Here is a 14,989-nt window from a genome sequence, read left to right on the forward strand (position 1 = left end):
CCGGTTACCATGCCCTCACGTGATCGTGAGGCGCATGCCGCCCGCCCTTGTCATCCTGCCGCCATGTTACGGTGGATGCGGGAATCGCCAAGGGAGAATTGCCCCATGCCAGAGGTGCCGCGCACCACCATCAGCCGGGCCGAAGGCGCCCATTTCGAGACCGGGCTGCGAAGCTTCTTCGCCTATCGGGACCTCGGCGTGCGGGCGGCCACGGGCGGCGCCTTCGGTGCGCATGTGATCCGCGCCGTGCCCGGCACGGGCGCGGCGCCGCAATGGCACACGCACGAGCTCGGCTTCCAGCTTGTCTATGTGCTGCGCGGCTGGGTGACCTTCACCTATGAGGATATCGGGCAGGTCACCTTCCGCCCTGGCGACAGCGTGCTGCAGCCGGCCCTGGTCCGCCATGTGGAGGTGGCGCATTCCGAGGATCTGGAATTGCTGGAAATCACCAGCCCCGCCGACTTCCCCACCCGAACCGTCGATCCACCCGGTTCCCCCTGAACGGGTTCTGCGCTATCCTTGCCACTTCGCGGGCGTGGTGGAACTGGTAGACGCGCCGGACTCAAAATCCGGTTCCGAGAGGAGTGTCGGTTCGATTCCGACCGCCCGCACCACTTTTTCCTGGCGCGACGCCGCCGGCCAGCCCCATCGCGCGGATGCGTTTCCGCTCCGCCGCATCTCCCGCTCCCGCCGCGCTGGCTTGACCTGCCGCAAGGCGCTTCCACCCTGCCTGGCCCAACATGAATCTGTCATCATGGCCAAGCCGAGGGAGGAAACATCATGCGGGACCGCCTGATCGCCGAGATCATCCAGGGCCAGAACCCCCTGACCCTGCCGCCCGACGCCACGCTCGCCGCCGCCTGCGAGGCCATGTACCGGCGCCGCGTCGGCGCGGTGATGGTGGTGCGGGATGCCGACCTGCTGCTGGGCATCTTCACCGGCCGGGATGCGGTGCGCTGCCTGGCCGAGGGCCGCAAGCCCACGGCCAAACTGGCCGATGTCATGACCCGGCAGCCGGAGACGGTGACGCCGGAGCAGCATGCCAGCGACGCGCTTCGCCTGCTGAATGATGGCGGCTTCCGGCATTTGCCGGTCTGCGAGGATGGCCGCGTGCGCGGAATCCTGTCCCGCTACGATTTCCGCGCCGCGGAACATGCACAGCAGGATACGGAGAACGGCTTCTTCGAGAACCTGCGCTGAGTCATCACGACCCCGTCACCGCCTGCGCCAGATCAAGGTCCGGAGTCCCCGGCCGGTTCGAAGATACCCAGATAAAGGCTGCCAGCTGCAAGATACGGGGAACGCGCCATGGCCCAGTTCGCACCACCCCTGCCTACCCAGCCGCCCATCCAACAGGCCGAACCGGTCACGCTGTCGCCCGGTGACAGCGTGGCGGAAGCCTGTCACGCCATGCAGCGCCACGGCACCACCGCGGTCCTGATCGTCGGCGTCGGGGAACGACTGCTCGGCATCTTCACCGGCCGCGATGCGGTGCGCTGCCTGGCCGAAGGCTGCGACCCGCAGCAGACGCGGGTGGAGTGGGAAATGACCCGCAGCCCGGTCACCATCCCGCCCGACCTGCCGATGCAGGAGGCGCTGCGGGTGTTCGAGGCAGCGGGCGTTCGCCACTTGCCGGTCTGCGTCGATGGCCGCCCCCGCGGCGTACTGCGGCGCGGCGCCGGCACCCGTCCGGCATTTCCGCCGGAGCCGAAACTGCCCTAGCCTCGGCCGCATGACCCGCCGCGCCCAACTCGCCCGCCAGCCTTCCGGCCCCCGCAGCGCGTGAGGCGCCTCGGCCGCTTGCTGCGCCTTGTCCTGCTGGTGGCGCTGCTGGCGCCGCCGGGTCTGATCCTGGCCTACCGCTTCATCCCGCCGCCGGTAACGCCGCTGATGCTGATCCGCGCCGCGCAGGGCCATGGCCTGCAGCGTGACTGGGTGCCCTTTGCGGCCATGGCGCCGGCGCTGGCGCGCTCCGTCATCGCCGCGGAGGATAATCTGTTCTGCCGCCAGGCGCTCGGCTTCGATTTCGGCGCGCTGCGGGAACAATTCCGGGCGTGGCAGGCGGGGGACCGTCCACGCGGCGCCAGCACCATCACCATGCAAACGGCGAAGAACCTGCTGCTGTGGCCGGGGCGCGACCCGCTGCGCAAGGCGGTGGAGGCCTGGCTGACGCCGCAGGTGGCGCTGCTCTGGCCCAGGCAGCGGGTGCTGGAGGTGTATCTGAACATCGTCGAATTCGGCCCGGGCGTGTATGGCGCCGAGGCCGCGGCCCAGTCCTTCTTCAACAAGCCGGCCGCGCGGCTGACCGCCCAGGAAGCCGCGCTGCTCGCCGCCGTGCTGCCCAGCCCGCTCACCTGGTCCGCCGCCGAACCGACGCCGAGCCTGCGCCAGCGCGCTGCCATCATCGAAAGGCGCGTGGGGCAGCTCGGCCCGCTGCTGGATTGCGCCGCGCCCGGTTAAGAATCACTCGCAACTCCGGGTGGCCTGCCGGACCGCCGCGCTGGACAAGGCGGCCGGTTCGGGCGAAGAGGCGCGCTTCGCGCATCGCCCCCACTCCGCCCGGAGCCTGTTCCCCATGACGTCCCCGGTTTTCGACCGTATCGCCGACATCATCGCCGAGAACAGCGAAGTGGCGCGTGACAGCATCACGCCGGGCGCGCATGTCATCAACGACCTGGGCATCGACAGCCTGGATTTCCTCGACATCGTCTTCGCCATCGACAAGGCCTTCGGCATCAAGGTGCCGGTCGAGACCTGGACGCAGGAAGTGAATGCCGGCACCGCGCCGGCCGAGCAGTATTTCGTCATGGGCAACCTCGCCCAGCGGATCGAGGAGCTGGTGGCCGCCAACCAGGCCAAGGGCTGAAATCTGGGTCACGGGGCACGCGCCATGCGGCTGGAATATTTCCAGATGGTCGATCGCGTGGTGACGCTGGGCGCCGACCACATCACGGTCGAAAGCCAGGTGCCGGAGGCCAGCCCGGTCTTCGAAGGCCATTTTCCCGGCTATCCCATCGTTCCCGGCGTGCTGCTGGTGGAGACCATGGCGCAGACCGCCGGCTGGCTGCTGCTGGCGATCGAGAAGCTGGAACGCATGCCCTTCCTGCTGAAGGTCAATGGCGCCAACTTTCGCGGGTTTGTCGGGCCCGGCGCCAAGCTGGTGGTCGAAGCCAAGCGCACCCATGACGGCTCCGGCTATGCGGTGGCGGAAGCGCGCATCCTGGCCGAGGGCAAGCGCATCGCCGATGCCGAGATCACCTTCCGCATCATGCCCTTCCCCGCCGAGGCACTGCGCGAGGCGATGACCGCGACCGCCCAGCGCATCGGCCTGCCCAATTTTTCTGGGCCGGAACATGGCTGACATGGACATCTGGATCACCGGCCTCGGGCTGGTTTCCGCTTCCGGCGAAGGCCGCGCGGCGCATCTGGCGGCGCTCGCGGGCAGCGCCCCGGCGCCCACGGATGCCGAAAGCCACGCCCCCTTCCCGCTGCACCCTGCCCCGGCGCTGGAACTCGACCGGCAGATCCCGAAAAAGGGCGACCAGCGGCAGATGGAGCCCTGGCAGCGCCTCGGCACCTATGCCGCGGGCCTGGCGCTGGATGATGCCGGCGCGCGCGCGCTGGTCGGCGAGATGGACCTGATCGTGGCCGCCGGCGGCGGCGAGCGTGACCTGGCTCTGGATGAAAGCGTGCTGGCGGCGCTGGCCGGCCTGCCACGGGCCGAGGCCGCGACGCAGTTGAACGCGCTGCTCGCCGGCGGGCTGCGGCCCACGCTGTTTCTGGCGCAGCTTTCGAACCTGCTGGCCGGCAACATCTCCATCGTCCATGGCGTCACCGGCGCGTCCCGCACCTTCATGGGTGAGGAACAGGCCGGCGCCGATGCGGTGCGGATCGCGGCGGCGCGGCTGGCCGAAGGCCGTGGCCAGGCGGCGCTGGTCGGCGGCGCCTTTGTCGCGGCGCGCTGGGACCTGATGGTGCTGTATCATTCGGCCGGGCTGCTGCGGCAGGGCGGATTCGCGCCGGTGTTTTCCCGGGCGGAGGCGCCGGGCGCCATCCCCGGCACGCTCGGCGCCTTCCTGGTGCTGGAGACGGCCGAGAGCGCCCGCGCCCGTGGCGCACGCGGCCTGGCGCGTATCATGGGCGTTGCCTGCGAACAGGCACGGCGCGATGCCGCCGATGGCAGCGCCGCCGCCGCCACCCGCGCCTTCGCCCGGCTGGCGCTGCCGGAAGCTCCGCTGACCGTGCTGTCCGGCGCCACGGGTGTCGCCGGGCCGGTCGCGGCGGAACGGGATTTCCTGGCGGGCCTCGGCCGCGACATCACACTGCGCGCCGCGGGCAGCCGCCTCGGCTGGGGGGTGGAGGCAAGTTTCCCGGCCAGCCTGGCGCTGGGTGCGCTGATGCTGGCGGAGGGCGTGCTGCCACCTGCGCTGGAGGAGGCCGAGGCGCCCCTCGACGCCCCGCCGACCGACCTGCTGGTGACCGGCTTCGGCGCCTGGCGCGGCGAGGCGCTGGCCCATCTGCGCGCCATTCCGGCGGAGGATCAGCCGTGAAAGTGTCGGATGGTCGGAGGGGCGAAGGCCCCGGAGAGCTGAATCGGCCGCAGCAAAGCGATCTTGACCATCGCGGCCGCCCCATTGTCGCCGTCACCGGCATCGGCCTGGTCACGCCGCTCGGCTTCGGCGTGGCGGCGAATTGGGCGGCGCTGCTGGCCGGCACCTCCGGCATCCGCCGCATCACCCGCTTCCCGACCGACCACCTTCGCACCACCATCGCCGGCACCGTGGACCTGCCGGAGGAAGCCGATGGCCCGGCGCTGACCGCCACCCCCCGCGTCGCCCGCATGGCCGCGATGGCGGCGGAAGAAGCGCTGGCCGAGGCCGGGCTCGGCGGTGGCGATTTCCCCGGCCCGCTGATGCTCGGCATGCCGCCGGTCGAGGTGGAATGGCCGCACCGCTTCGAACTCGCCCGCCGCGTGGCGCCGGAGCCTGTCGCCTACAAGGCGCTGACCCTGGCCGCGACCGGCTGGCCCACACTGTATGAGACAGCGGCCTTCCAGACGGTGGGGGAACAACTCGCCGCCCGCTTCGGCACGCGCGGATCGCCGGTTTCCGTCACCACCGCCTGCGCCACCGGGGCTTCCGCCATCCAGCTCGGCGTCGAGGCGATCCAGCGCGGCGAGACAGAGGCCGCGCTCGCCATCGGCGCCGATGGCACGGTGCAGCCAGAGGCGCTGATCCGCTTCTCGCTGCTCTCGGCGCTGTCCACCCGCAACGACGACCCGACCGGCGCCTCCCGCCCCTTCGAGAAGAACCGGGGCGGCTTCGTGATGAGCGAGGGCGCGGCCTGCCTGGTGCTGGAAAGCCTTTCGCACGCCCGCGCGAGAGGGGCATCGATTCTTGGCGTCGTGCGCGGCGCGGGCGAGAAATCGGACAGTTTCCACCGCACCCGCTCCAACCCCGATGGCAGCGCGGTGATCCGCGCCATGCGCAACGCCATCGAGGATGCGGGGCTGACGCCGGCCGATATCTCCTACGTCAACGCGCATGGCACCGGCACGCCGGAGAACGACAAGATGGAAAACCTCGCCATGCGCGCGGTGTTTGGCGAGGCGGCGCCGCCGATCTCCTCCAACAAATCGATGATCGGCCATACGCTCTCGGCCTCCGGCGCCATCGAGGCGGCGTTCAGCCTGCTGGCGATCCGCGACCAGATGCTGCCGCCCACCATCAACCATGTGGAGCCGGACCCGGCGATCACGCTGGATGTGGTGCCGAACGTCTCCCGCGCCGCGAAGGTGGGGAATGTGCTGTCGAACAGCTTCGGCTTCGGCGGCCAGAATGTCTGCCTGGTCCTGAGCGGAGAACCCACCTGATGCGCGCGCTGCGCCTGCATGGCGACCGCGATCTGCGGCTGGAAGACATCGACGCCCCGCCGCCGCCTGGTGAGGGCGAGGTGCAGTTGCGCATCCGGGCCATTTCGCTGAACCACATCGATGTCTGGGGCTGGCGCGGCATGGCCTTCGCCCAGCGCACCCTGCCGCTGGCGGTGGGCGCGGAGGCCTCGGGCGAGGTGGTCGCCGTCGGCGCCGGCGTCACCGGCTGGAAGGCCGGCGACCGCGCCGTGCCCTATGGCGCGCGCACCTGCGGCCATTGCGCCGCCTGCCGCGAGGGCCGCGACAATTTCTGCGAGAACGTCTCGGGCGTTGCCGGCTTCCATGTGGACGGTTTCGCGCGCGAACTGGCCAACGTCCCCGCCCGCCTGCTGGTGCGCGTGCCGGAGGGCGTGCCCTTCGAGGAAGCCGCCTGCGCCACCGTCACCTTCGGCACGGTCGAGCACATGCTGTTCGACAACGCGCAGCTCAAGCCCGGCGAGACCATCCTGATCCAGGCTGCCGGATCGGGCATCGGCTCCGTCGCCATCCGCGTCGCCAAGGCGCATGGCTGCACCGTGATCGCGACCGCCGGCGATGACGAGAAATGCGCCAAGGCGCAGGCGCTCGGCGCCGACCATGTGGTGAACTACACGGACAAGAACTTCTCGACCGTTGCCCGGCGCGTGACGGGCAAGCGCGGCGTCGATGTGGTGTTCGAGCATGTGGGCGCCACCACCTGGGCCGGGTCGCTGCTGTCGCTGCGCACGGGTGGCCGGCTGGTGACCTGCGGCAGCACCTCCGGCGTCTCCGCCGAGACCAATCTGATGATGATCTTCCAGCGCCAGCTCCGCATCTTCGGCAGCTTCGGCTGCGCCATCCGCAATGTCGGCGATGCGCTCGGCAAGATGTCGCAGGGCATCCTGCCGGTTCTGGATACCGTGGTGCCGCTGGAGCGCTTCACCGAGGGGCTGGAGCGGCTGGAATCGCGCCGCGTCTTCGGCAAGATCGTTGTGAAATTCTGACTTGAAGGCGGCCCTGAAACGCGCCGCGGATGAGACGCTGGCCGCCCTGATCCGCGGCGGCTTTGCCATGGTGCGCGCGCTGGGGCCGGACCGCGCCGGGCGCATCGGTGCCGCGGTGGCGCGCAACCTCGGCCCACTGACCTCCGCCAACCGCATCGCGCGCGAGAATATCGACGCCGCCTTCCCGGAGAATACCGCCGCCGAACGGGCGGCGATCCTGCGCGAGAGCTGGGAGAATCTGGGGCGCACCGCCAGCGAGTATGTGCACCTGGGCGATCTCTGGGATTTCGACCCGGAGCACCCCAATTCCGGCCGCATCCTGCTGGATGCCGAAAGCATGGCGCGCTTCGAGCGGCTGCGCGATGACGGCAAACCCGCCATCATCTTCGCCGCCCATCTGGCGAATTGGGAATTGCCCGCCGTCGCCGCGCTGCGCCATGGGCTGCCGGCCGCCGCCCTGTATCGCACGCCGAACAACGCCGCCGTGGCGCGGGACATCCTGGCGCTGCGCAAGGGTGTGATGGGTGCGCTGATCCCGGCCGGCCCCGCAGCCCCGATCCGCATGATGGAGGCGCTGGATGAGGGGCTGCATCTCGGCATGCTGGTGGACCAGCGCTTCGGCCGCGGCCCGAAGATCCGCTTCTTCGGGCGGGAGGCCACCGCCATTCCCATCCTGGCCCGCCTGGCCCGGCGCTTCGACTGCCCGATCCACGGGGCGCGGGCCATCCGCCTGCCCGGCGGCCGCTTCCGGCTGGAACTGACGGAGGCGGTGGAGCTGGCGCGGGACGCGAAGGGCCAGGTGGACATCCAGGCCGCGACGCAGCAGGTGAACGACATCGTCGAGGGCTGGATCCGCGAGCACCCCGGCCAATGGCTGTGGCAGCACCGCCGCTGGCGCATGTAGAACGCCTGACAAGCCCTCCCCCCACTTGGGGGGAGAGCTTTCATCCCCTCAAGCCAGCGGCAGCGTCCGGTACAGCGCCACCCGCAGCCCGCCATGCGGCACCGGTGCGGTGTTCGGCAGGAAGGGCAGCCTGGTCGCATGGGCCAGCTTCGGCTCGCTGGTCACCATGCCCACGCGCCAGCCGGCGAAACGCCGCAGCATCACCTGGCCGAAGGCGGCGTAGAGCGGGGCGAGGTCCGTCCCCTCCCCCATCCGGCTGCCATAGGGCGGGTTGACGATGACCAGGCCGGGCGGTCCCTCCGGCGGGGTCAGCTCGCTGATCGGCGCCTGGGCAAAGTCGGTGATCTCGGCGACACCCGCGCGTTCCGCATTGGCCCGGCTCATCGCGATGGCGCCCGCATCGCGGTCCCGGCCGTGACAGCGCACCGCCGAGACAGGCTCGCGCCGCACCGCGCGCATCGCCGCCCAGGCTTCCGCATCGAAGCTGGCAAGCTGTTCGAAGCCGAAGGCGCGGGACCGGCCGGGATTCAGCCGGGCGACGATTTCGGCGGCCTCGATGACGAAGGTGCCGGCGCCGCACATCGGGTCCACCAGCGGCTCGGTGCCCTCATAGCCGCATTGGCGCAGGAACAGCGCGGCCATGGTCTCCCGCAGCGGCGCCGGGTTCAGCGCCTGCTTGTAGCCGCGCTTGTGCAGCGGCTCGCCGGAGGTATCGACGCTGATGGTGCATTGGTCGTTCTCCAGCCGCACCATCACCAGCACGCCGTCATCCGACTGCTTCGCGCCGAGTGTCTCACGGATCGCGGTCTCGATCCGCTGCGCCGCGGCACCCGAATGGTAGATGCGCGACCCGGCGCAGCTTGCCTCCACCCGGAACGGCACGTCGGCGCGCAGCACGCTCGCCCAATCCACGCGCCGGGCCTTGGCGTCGAGCTGCGCCAGATGCACCGCGCGGAATCTGTCGATGCGCGCCAGCACGCGCCCGGCGCCGCGGAGCCAGAGATTGGCCCGCCACACCTCCGGCCAGCCGCCCTCGATCACGACGCCGCCCGGCACCGCCTTGGGTCGCTTGAAACCCTTGGTGCGGACTTCCTCGAACAGCAGGGGCTCCAGGCCGGGGGCGGTGGCCAGGAAGATCTCGAAGGCGTCGGTCATGCCAAATCCCAGGGGTCGCGACTCGCGCCCGGACGGGCGCCGCGCCTGAATGGCGCGGAGCCAAGCGCGCACCGGCCTGTGCCGGCGCGTAGCGGCGGATCAGCGACGATCCGCGGAGTTTTTCTCAGACGTTGAAGCGGAACAGCAGGACGTCGCCGTCCTTCACCACATATTCCTTGCCCTCGACGCGCATCTTGCCGGCTTCCTTGGCGCCCTGCTCACCGCCGAGCGACACATAGTCATCGAAGGCGGTGGTCTCGCTGGCGATGAAGCCGCGCTCGAAATCCCCATGGATCACGCCGGCCGCGCCGGGCGCCTTGGTGCCGCGGGTGATGGTCCAGGCCCGCGTTTCCTTCGGCCCCACCGTGAAATAGGTGATCAGGCCGAGCAGCTCGTAGCCCGCGCGGATGATCCGGTCCAACCCGCTATCGGGCAGACCCAGGCTCTCCAGGAAATCCGCCCGGTCGGCTTCCGGCATCTGGCTGATCTCGGCCTCGATGGCGGCAGAGACGATTACCGCCTTGGCGCCCTGCGCCTTGGCCATGGCAAAGACCTTCTCGCTATGCGCGTTGCCGGTCCCGGCGGAGGCTTCCTCCACATTGCAGACATAGAGCACCGGCTTGCTGGTCATCAGCTGCAGCCGGCGCACCGCCTCCTCCTCCCCCTTCGGGATCGCCGTGCGGGCGGCGCGGCCTTCGGTCAGCGCGGCCAGGATCGGCTCAATCAGGCTGAGCTGCGCGCTGGCTTCCTTGTCGCCGCCACGGGCCCGCTTGTTCAGGCCGTAGGCGCGCTTCTCCAGGCTATCGAGGTCGGCGAGCATCAGCTCGGTCTCGACCGTCTCGGCATCCCGCACCGGGTCCACATTGCCCTCGACATGGGTGACGTCGTCATCCTCGAAGCAGCGCAGGACGTGGACGATGGCGTCCACCTCCCGGATATTCGCCAGGAACTGGTTGCCCAGCCCTTCCCCCTTGGAGGCGCCGCGCACCAGGCCTGCGATATCGACGAATTCCAAGCTGGTCGGGATGATCTTCTGCGACTTGCCGATCTTCGCCAGCACGCCAAGCCGCGGGTCGGGCACGGCGACGCGGCCGACATTCGGCTCGATCGTGCAGAACGGGTAGTTCGCCGCCTGGGCCGCCGCAGTCTGCGTCAGCGCGTTGAAAAGCGTGGACTTGCCGACATTGGGCAGGCCGACGATGCCGCAGTTGAAACCCATGGGAGATATCCGTTCAGGAGGAGGCGGCGCCTCAGGAAGAGGCAGCGTCGCGGGCGAGCAGCGCGCAGAGATCGGCGGCGAGGGTGGAGGCGGCGATGCGCGCGGCCGCATCATCGGTACGGAAATCCAGCGCCGCGCTGCGCAGGAAGGGAGACAGCGTGGCCGGCGGCAGGCCCACCTTCTTCGCCGCTTCGGCAATGCGCGCGGCGTGGTCGGCGGGGCTGCGGGCTTCGGCCAGCAGGGCTGCCGCATCCAGCGCCAGGGCGGCGCGCAGCGCGGCCTCACCGGCGGTGTGCAGCACCATGCGCTGGCGGCGGATGTCGGAAACTGGCTCGCCACCCGGGACGCCGGGCGGGTTCGGCGCGGCGACGCTGCGGAGCGAGGCCGCGGCATTGGCCAGGCCCTGCGCTTCCCGGATCAGCCCCGCCGCGAGGGCCGCGGCGCCATTGGCGAAATCCTCGGGACCCGGGCCGCCGAAACCGCCATCGAACACGCTGTCATCTTCCATGCCGGTCATTGGGCCGCTCATTGGTCAGCTCTCCTGGGTCAGCAATGCGACGCGGGTCATGAAGGCCTCGTGCTGACCCTCCGCCAGCAGCGGCGCGGCATCCGCCACCGCATCCAGCAGCGGCTCCACCCAGGTATCCACCTTGGCGAAATTGCCGAGCACATGGCCGGTGACGCGGTCCTTGTGGCCAGGGTGCCCGATGCCGAGGCGAATGCGCCAGAAATCCGCGTTGCCGAAGGCGCGCTGCATGTCGCGCAGGCCGTTATGGCCGGCCGTGCCGCCGCCCTTCTTCACCCGGATCTTGCCGGGCGCCAGGTCCAGCTCGTCATGGAAGGCCCAGATATCGGCGGTGCCCAGCTTCAGGAAGGCGGCGGCCTGCTGCACGGCGTCGCCGCTGGCATTCATGTAGGTCTCGGGCTTGAGCGCCAGGATCTTCTGGCCGCCGAGGTTGCCCTCCGCGACCAGGCCCTTGAAGCGCTTGCGCCAGGCGGTGAAGCCATGGCGGCGGGCGATGGCATCCATCGCCATGAAGCCGATGTTGTGGCGCTGCCGCGCATGTTCCTGCCCCGGATTGCCGAGGCCGACCCAGAGCAGCGCCACCGCAACAGACCCCTTCAAGTTTCGATCGAGACTGGAGCATGACCCGCCCTGGCGGGCGGGTCATGCTCCAGCGGATTACTTCTTCTTGGCGGGCGCGGCAGGGGCGGCGGCAGCGGCGGGCTTGGCAGCGGCCTTGGCCGGCGCCTTGCCCTTGCCCTTCACCGGCTCCGGCGCAGCCACGACCACCGGGGCCAGGCTTTCGTCGATGGTCGGCGCGGCGATCGAGGCGATCATGAAGTCGCGGCCGGCGATGCCGGGGCGCGCGCCCTGATGGTCCTTGATGGCGGACCAGCGCAGGCCGTCGCCGATCTTGGCCTCGGCCAGGTCGATCTCGAAATGCTCCGGCACGCGGTCGGTCTCGGCCAGGACCTCGACCTCGCGGCGGACCACGTTCAGCACGCCGCCGGCCTTGATGCCGACCGAGGTTTCCTCGTTCAGGAACACCACCGGCACGCGGACGCGGATACGCGCACCGGGGGCCACGCGCTGGAAATCGATGTGGATGGGGCGATCCGTCACCGGGTGGAACTGCACCTCGCGCATGATGGTGCGCTCGGTCGGGCCGTCCTTCACCGCAACCTCATAGAGGTGCGACTGCCAGCCACCCTTGGTGAGTTCCTTCATGATATCGCGCGGGTCGAAGGCCACCAGCGTCGCCGCCTGCTTCGCACCATACACCACACCGGGGACGAGCCCCTCCCGCCGGGTCGCGCGCGCTGCCCCCTTACCTGCATCTGCGCGCGCCACGGCTTCGATCCGCACTGTCTGGACCATTGCCAGGCTCCTTCAAGAATGATGCGCCCGCAGCCGTTGCCGGATGGCTTGGCCGGGGCGGGCGCAAAGAAAATGCGCCGGCCTCCAGGGGTGCCGACGCAGCGGGGACGCCTAGCCGATCCAGGGGATCGAGACAAGGGCGGAGGCAAGGGCGAAGGGGGATCTGGCCCCCTTCGCCCGATGCACTCAGCCGGTCTGCTGGATCGCCGACAGGCGCCAGGCCTCACCCGGGAAGCGGGTGTAGGTGATGATCTCCGTCACCACCTGCGGCTCCGTCGGATGGCCTTCGACCACCTGGCCGCCGGCATCCTTGGTAACGTCGACGATGGAATAGCGCATCGCCACCGTCGCGTAATGCTGGCCATTCTCCTGCCACGCCTCGGACAGGTCGCCGGCCTCCAGCTTCGTGCCGCTGGTGGTGTTGGTCCAGCCGCGGGCGCGCAGGTCCTTCAGGTCCTGGGCGAAGTAGTTGGTCATCTCCGAGGTCGAGAGGCGGCGCAGCGCCTCCAGGTCCTGGCGGGACCAGGCGTCGTTCACCGCCTGCAGGTTCTGCTCGAATTCCTGATAGTCGGATTCGACGATCTCCAGCGGCGTGGTGGCCACTTCCGGCTCGGCCGGGGTCGGCATCGGGCCGCGGGCGGCGGCCATGCCACCGGCCATCGGACGCGGGTTGGCACCCTGCTGCATGTCGCGCGCATAGGCGTTCGGCGGGCCACCGGCGGTCGCCTCGCGGCGGCTGCGGATCATGCGCATGACCAGCCAGATCACGCCGCCAATCAGCGCCACCTGCAGCAGCAGGCCGAGGATGGAGGCGAAGCCGCCCAGGCCACCGAACAGGCCGGCGCCGAGGAACATGCCGAACAGGCCGGCACCGAGCAGGCCGCCCATCAGGCCGGAACGCATGCCGGTACGCGCCGCGGCGCTGCCGGCCGCGGCCGTGCCGGCGGTTGCGGCGCCCGCGGTCGCGGCGGTCGGCGCGCTTTGCGTGCGCTGCATCTGCGTCGCGCCGCCCGGGGCGGTGCTGGTCGGAGGCGGCGCCTGGTAGGTGCGGGCGCCACGGCTGCCGGAGGAGAAACCCCCGCCGCGGCGTGCTTCCGCGAAGGCTGGGGCAAGCGCCAGCGCCACGACGGCGATGGCGGCCATGAAGGTTGCTTTGCGGCGCATGGTGGGTTGGGTGACTCCGATCTGGGTTTCCTGCACGTAATATAGGGAGGCTTGAGCGGAAATGCGACTGCCTCCTTGCGGCGAGCGAATCCATTGCGGACGGGGCACAAGCTGCGCCACGCTACCGCATTGCAGCGCGAGACATGACGCAGATGACACGCAAAAACCGCCTCTGGGACACCTTCCTACGGGGCACCTTCCTCTCGGGCATCGGCGCCCTTGGCCTGGTGGTGGCGGGCACGGCCGCCGCGCAGGCGCCGCAGCCGCGGCTGTTCCGCATGGCCACCAGCGTGGATGCGGCAACGCTGGACCCGCACGCCACCAACGCCCTGTTCACCTATCTGGTCGTCAGCCAAGTCTATGAGACACTGACCCACCGCGCCGACGATCTGAAGGTGCAGCCCGGCCTGGCGCTGCGCTGGGAACAGGTGGAGCCGACCCGCTGGCGCTTCCACCTTCGCGCGGATGTGAAATTCGCCGGTGGCGAGGCCTTCGATTCGGACGATGTGGTGTTCAGCATCACCCGCGCGCTGGCGCCCACCTCCAATTACGGCATCTTCGTCGACACGGTGGCCTCGGTCGAGGCGCGGGACGCCCTGACCGTGGATGTGGTGACCCGCGTGCCGGACCCGGTGGTGCCGGACAAGATGACCCGCGTGCTGATGATGGATCGCGGCTGGTCCGAGGCGAACCGGGCGACCGTGCCGCAGAACTTCGCGCAGCGGGAGGAGACCTTCACCGTCCGCAACGCCAATGGCACCGGCCCCTTCGTCATCCGGACCCGTGAGACGGACCAGCGCACGGTGATGGTGCGGAACCCGAATTGGTGGGGCAACGGCCAGGCCGGCGGCAATGTCACCGAATACCACCACATCACCCTGACCTCGGATGCCACCCGCGTCGCCGCCCTGCTGTCCGGCGAGGTGGACATGGTGCATGTCGTGCCGGTGCAGGATGTGGCGCGCATCCAGCGCGACCCGCGGCTGCGGATCCTCCAGGGGCAGGAGAACCGCACCGTCTGGCTCGGGCTGCGCCAGGATGTGGAGGAACTCGCCGGCTCCGACGTGCGCGGCCGCAACCCCTTCAAGGATTTGCGCGTGCGCCAGGCCATCGCCCATGCGCTGGATGTCGAGGCGATGCGCCGCACCACCCTTCGTGGTCAGGGCGTACCCACGGCCAGCATGTGGACGCAGTTCGTCAATGGATGGTCCGAGGATCTGGACCGCCGCCTGCCGCATGACCCGGCCAAGGCGCGCGCCCTGCTGGCGGAAGCCGGCTACCCGAACGGCTTCTCGGTTCCCTTCGAATGCCCGACCGGGACCTATGACGAGGCCTGCCAGGCGGTGGCCGGCATGCTGGCCCGAATCGGCATCCGCGCGCAGCTCAACATCCTGCCGAACGCCCAGTTCTCCCAGCGCATCCGCCGGCAGGAACCCATGATGTATGCGCTGTCCTGGGGCGTGCCGACCTTCGATGCCAGCTACACGCTCCGCGCCGTCATGGCCTCACGCGCGGTGGGTGGGGCGGCGACCTGGAATGCCGGCGGCTGGTCTAACCCGGCCTTCGACGCGATGATCCCGCGCATCGACAGCGAACAGGACCCGGCGGCGCGGCGCGGCCTGATCCGTGAGGCGCATGCGCTGCACAATGCCGATCTCGGGCACATCCCGATGTACCACATGATGATCCCCTGGGCGCACCGGGCCGGGGTGGCGGTGACGCACCGGGCGGACAACCAGGTGCAGGTGCGGGAAATCCGGGTGGATTGACG

The 14,989-nt window shown here is 70.0% G+C and carries 17 protein-coding genes and 1 tRNA gene; 12 read left to right on the forward strand and 6 right to left on the reverse strand.

The window, feature by feature from the left end; genetic code table 11:
• The first annotated feature begins 105 nt into the window (after positions 1-105).
• The 11 genes from Q8S40_RS20650 (at position 106) to Q8S40_RS20700 (ending at position 7,798) form a co-directional block, all read left to right on the forward strand.
• Complete coding sequence (locus tag Q8S40_RS20650; RefSeq protein WP_305671906.1) at positions 106-501, forward strand: cupin domain-containing protein; 396 nt, start codon at positions 106-108, stop codon at positions 499-501.
• A gap of 28 nt (positions 502-529) precedes the next feature.
• Positions 530-614 (forward strand) — tRNA-Leu (locus Q8S40_RS20655).
• A gap of 166 nt (positions 615-780) precedes the next feature.
• Positions 781-1,200, forward strand: a complete 420-nt coding sequence (locus Q8S40_RS20660; RefSeq protein ID WP_304815071.1) for a cyclic nucleotide-binding/CBS domain-containing protein — start codon at positions 781-783, stop codon at positions 1,198-1,200.
• Positions 1,201-1,308: 108 nt separating this feature from the next.
• Positions 1,309-1,722, forward strand: coding sequence for a cyclic nucleotide-binding/CBS domain-containing protein (locus tag Q8S40_RS20665; protein WP_305671907.1), 414 nt, complete (start codon positions 1,309-1,311; stop codon positions 1,720-1,722).
• 78 nt (positions 1,723-1,800) lie between these two features.
• On the forward strand, positions 1,801-2,460 hold the full coding sequence (gene mtgA, locus Q8S40_RS20670) for a monofunctional biosynthetic peptidoglycan transglycosylase (protein ID WP_304815067.1): 660 nt from the start codon (positions 1,801-1,803) through the stop codon (positions 2,458-2,460).
• A 115-nt stretch (positions 2,461-2,575) separates the two neighbouring features.
• Positions 2,576-2,866: an acyl carrier protein gene (locus Q8S40_RS20675; protein ID WP_305671908.1), complete on the forward strand. Its 291-nt coding sequence runs from the start codon at positions 2,576-2,578 to the stop codon at positions 2,864-2,866.
• Between the two features lie 24 nt (positions 2,867-2,890).
• Positions 2,891-3,361 carry a 3-hydroxyacyl-ACP dehydratase FabZ family protein gene (locus tag Q8S40_RS20680; protein WP_305671909.1) on the forward strand — a complete coding sequence of 157 codons (471 nt, stop codon included), beginning with the start codon at positions 2,891-2,893 and terminating at the stop codon, positions 3,359-3,361.
• A 1-nt stretch (position 3,362) separates the two neighbouring features.
• Positions 3,363-4,550 (forward strand): beta-ketoacyl-ACP synthase, encoded by a 1,188-nt coding sequence (locus tag Q8S40_RS20685; protein WP_305671910.1) that lies wholly within the window; start codon positions 3,363-3,365, stop codon positions 4,548-4,550.
• Between the two features lie 2 nt (positions 4,551-4,552).
• The gene (locus Q8S40_RS20690; RefSeq protein WP_305671911.1) at positions 4,553-5,872 is read left to right on the forward strand and encodes a beta-ketoacyl-ACP synthase; all 1,320 of its coding nucleotides are present in this window, start codon (positions 4,553-4,555) and stop codon (positions 5,870-5,872) included.
• Positions 5,872-6,894, forward strand: coding sequence for a zinc-binding dehydrogenase (locus Q8S40_RS20695; RefSeq protein ID WP_305671912.1), 1,023 nt, complete (start codon positions 5,872-5,874; stop codon positions 6,892-6,894). The genes Q8S40_RS20690 and Q8S40_RS20695 overlap by 1 nt, the downstream gene beginning before the upstream one ends.
• Before the next feature lies 1 nt (position 6,895).
• Positions 6,896-7,798, forward strand: a complete 903-nt coding sequence (locus tag Q8S40_RS20700; RefSeq protein ID WP_305671913.1) for a lipid A biosynthesis lauroyl acyltransferase — start codon at positions 6,896-6,898, stop codon at positions 7,796-7,798.
• 48 nt (positions 7,799-7,846) lie between these two features.
• Here the strand turns inward: Q8S40_RS20700 and Q8S40_RS20705 are convergent, their stop codons facing one another.
• The 6 genes from Q8S40_RS20705 to Q8S40_RS20730 all read right to left on the reverse strand — a co-directional run bounded on the left by Q8S40_RS20705 (position 7,847) and on the right by Q8S40_RS20730 (position 13,218).
• Positions 7,847-8,953 carry a class I SAM-dependent RNA methyltransferase gene (locus Q8S40_RS20705; protein WP_305671914.1) on the reverse strand — a complete coding sequence of 369 codons (1,107 nt, stop codon included), beginning with the start codon at positions 8,951-8,953 and terminating at the stop codon, positions 7,847-7,849.
• Between the two features lie 124 nt (positions 8,954-9,077).
• On the reverse strand, positions 9,078-10,172 hold the full coding sequence (gene ychF / locus Q8S40_RS20710; protein WP_304815055.1) for a redox-regulated ATPase YchF: 1,095 nt from the start codon (positions 10,170-10,172) through the stop codon (positions 9,078-9,080).
• Positions 10,173-10,203: 31 nt separating this feature from the next.
• A complete protein-coding gene (locus Q8S40_RS20715) occupies positions 10,204-10,701 on the reverse strand; it encodes a hypothetical protein (RefSeq protein WP_304815054.1) in 498 nt (165 codons plus the stop codon).
• A 3-nt stretch (positions 10,702-10,704) separates the two neighbouring features.
• Positions 10,705-11,274 carry an aminoacyl-tRNA hydrolase gene (gene pth, locus Q8S40_RS20720; RefSeq protein WP_305671937.1) on the reverse strand — a complete coding sequence of 190 codons (570 nt, stop codon included), beginning with the start codon at positions 11,272-11,274 and terminating at the stop codon, positions 10,705-10,707.
• Between the two features lie 81 nt (positions 11,275-11,355).
• On the reverse strand, positions 11,356-12,054 hold the full coding sequence (locus Q8S40_RS20725) for a 50S ribosomal protein L25/general stress protein Ctc (RefSeq protein ID WP_304815052.1): 699 nt from the start codon (positions 12,052-12,054) through the stop codon (positions 11,356-11,358).
• Positions 12,055-12,240: 186 nt separating this feature from the next.
• Positions 12,241-13,218 (reverse strand): TIM44-like domain-containing protein, encoded by a 978-nt coding sequence (locus tag Q8S40_RS20730; protein WP_305671915.1) that lies wholly within the window; start codon positions 13,216-13,218, stop codon positions 12,241-12,243.
• Between the two features lie 152 nt (positions 13,219-13,370).
• Between Q8S40_RS20730 and Q8S40_RS20735 the strand changes: the two genes are divergently transcribed.
• Positions 13,371-14,987, forward strand: coding sequence for an ABC transporter substrate-binding protein (locus tag Q8S40_RS20735; protein ID WP_305671916.1), 1,617 nt, complete (start codon positions 13,371-13,373; stop codon positions 14,985-14,987).
• The last annotated feature ends 2 nt before the right edge of the window (positions 14,988-14,989 follow it).

Source organism: Falsiroseomonas sp., assembly GCF_030695085.1.
GTDB lineage: Bacteria > Pseudomonadota > Alphaproteobacteria > Acetobacterales > Acetobacteraceae > Falsiroseomonas.

Bases quoted from the DNA above. Each gene is read 5' to 3' on its own strand.
- Q8S40_RS20650 (WP_305671906.1), top strand. From the start codon at position 106: ATGCCAGAGGTGCCGCGCACCACCATCAGCCGGGCCGAAGGCGCCCAT.
- Q8S40_RS20660 (WP_304815071.1), top strand. From the start codon at position 781: ATGCGGGACCGCCTGATCGCCGAGATCATCCAGGGCCAGAACCCCCTG.
- Q8S40_RS20665 (WP_305671907.1), top strand. From the start codon at position 1,309: ATGGCCCAGTTCGCACCACCCCTGCCTACCCAGCCGCCCATCCAACAG.
- Q8S40_RS20675 (WP_305671908.1), top strand. From the start codon at position 2,576: ATGACGTCCCCGGTTTTCGACCGTATCGCCGACATCATCGCCGAGAAC.
- Q8S40_RS20680 (WP_305671909.1), top strand. From the start codon at position 2,891: ATGCGGCTGGAATATTTCCAGATGGTCGATCGCGTGGTGACGCTGGGC.
- Q8S40_RS20685 (WP_305671910.1), top strand. From the start codon at position 3,363: ATGGACATCTGGATCACCGGCCTCGGGCTGGTTTCCGCTTCCGGCGAA.
- Q8S40_RS20695 (WP_305671912.1), top strand. From the start codon at position 5,872: ATGCGCGCGCTGCGCCTGCATGGCGACCGCGATCTGCGGCTGGAAGAC.
- Q8S40_RS20705 (WP_305671914.1), bottom strand. From the start codon at position 8,953: ATGACCGACGCCTTCGAGATCTTCCTGGCCACCGCCCCCGGCCTGGAG.
- ychF (WP_304815055.1), bottom strand. From the start codon at position 10,172: ATGGGTTTCAACTGCGGCATCGTCGGCCTGCCCAATGTCGGCAAGTCC.
- Q8S40_RS20715 (WP_304815054.1), bottom strand. From the start codon at position 10,701: ATGAGCGGCCCAATGACCGGCATGGAAGATGACAGCGTGTTCGATGGC.
- Q8S40_RS20725 (WP_304815052.1), bottom strand. From the start codon at position 12,054: ATGGTCCAGACAGTGCGGATCGAAGCCGTGGCGCGCGCAGATGCAGGT.
- Q8S40_RS20730 (WP_305671915.1), bottom strand. From the start codon at position 13,218: ATGCGCCGCAAAGCAACCTTCATGGCCGCCATCGCCGTCGTGGCGCTG.
- Q8S40_RS20735 (WP_305671916.1), top strand. From the start codon at position 13,371: ATGACACGCAAAAACCGCCTCTGGGACACCTTCCTACGGGGCACCTTC.